The 1,619-nt window shown below is 51.1% G+C and carries 1 protein-coding gene; it reads left to right on the top strand.

Translation table 11 applies throughout. The features are described 5' to 3' along the window. Positions 1-1,619: non-ribosomal peptide synthetase (locus C6H66_RS24610; RefSeq protein ID WP_146111137.1), on the top strand; the 1,619-nt coding region annotated here is incomplete at both ends.

Raw genomic sequence — 1,619 nt, 5'->3', positions numbered from 1 at the left:
GTGCTGAACACCCGGCTGTCTGAACAGTTAAGGCATCTGGCAAAAGCACAGGAAACCACCCTGTATACCGTGCTGCTCAGTGCCTTTTATCTCACGCTGGCAAAATTATCCGGGCAAAATGATATCGTTCTGGGGACGCCGACGGATAACCGACACCATGCCCAAACTCAGCCCCTGATTGGGATGTTTGTCAATTCACTGGCCTTAAGGATACAACTTCAACAAACCACCAGTGTGGAAACACTGATTCAACAGACCCATCAGCGGGTAACAGAGGCTAAGGTCCATCAGGACATGCCGTTTGAACAACTGGTTGAGGCACTGGATATTGCGCGTGACACCACCCGCCATCCGATTTTTCAGGTGATGTTCGGGTTGCAAAGCGTTAAAGAAAATTCGCCAGACAGCCGTCTGCCGTTCAGACCGGTGACACTGGATGAGCCGTTATACAGCCCCGCTAAGTTTGACCTGAGCCTGTTTTTATCCGACGGGCAAACCGATATTACCGGATGTCTGAATTACGCTGTCAGCCTGTTTGCTGACACCACCATCGTGAGACTGGCGGAGATTTATCAGCGGGTGCTGGCAGCCTTCGTGGCAGACCAGACACAATCGCTGGCCGGGCTGGATATCCTGTCTGCTCAGGAGCGCCATACCCTGCTGCACCGCTGGAATCAGACCGATGCGCCTTACCCGCAGGATAAAACCCTGCAACAACTGTTTGAAGCCCAGGTGGAAAGGACACCGGATAACACAGCGCTGGTGTTTGAAGGCGAATCTCTGACTTATCGCCAGCTTAACGAACGGGCAAACCAACTGGCTTATGTGATCCGTGAACACTGTCAGCAACACCATCATGTCCCTGTGCAAGCGGATACCCCCATCGCCCTCTACCTCGACCGCAGTCTGAACATGGTCATCAGTATTTTGGCGGTACTGAAAGCCGGGGGCGCTTATGTACCCATTTCGCCAGAATATCCATTAGAACGGGTTCAGTTTATTTTAAGCGATACCCAATCACCCTGTGTCGTCACTCAGCAAAAGTATCTGGCAACGCTGGCGACAGACACGCAACCATACGCAGAACAACCGGTACTGGTAGCGGCGGATGACCCGACAATCACCGCAGGCCAGCCCGTGGACAATCCGGCATCGGTAAACCAATCCTCCGATTTGGCCTATATCATCTATACCTCAGGCACCACTAGCCAGCCGAAAGGCGTCATGATTGAGCACAAAAATGTGACTCATCTGGTGGCGGCACAGGCAGAAATCTTTGATGCCACAGAGAGAGAAAAAGCCTTAATGTTTGCCGCTTATGTTTTTGACGCCTCGGTTTTCGAGTTATTCCTCAGCCTGTTTCATGGTCATACAATTTACCTTTGTAGCGAAACAGAACGTAATGTCCCCGCCGCAATTGAAAAACTGATTCAGCGGGAAAACATTGAAATAGCCACCTTACCCCCTGCCATACTGAAATTATTAACGGGCGCTCAGTTGCCTTCCCTACAATTATTAGTGACCGCCGGCGAATCACCTTCTTCCGATTTTCTTGAATATTTCAGTCAACACAACGGCATACTGAATGCTTACGGCCCGACAGAAGCGACCGTTTGTGC

Origin of the sequence: Photorhabdus hindustanensis, assembly GCF_002968995.1 — a bacterium.
GTDB classification, from domain to species: Bacteria; Pseudomonadota; Gammaproteobacteria; order Enterobacterales; family Enterobacteriaceae; genus Photorhabdus; species Photorhabdus akhurstii.
The sequence above is the reverse complement of the archived record's forward strand: the minus strand, read 5'-3'. Positions and strand labels throughout refer to the sequence as shown.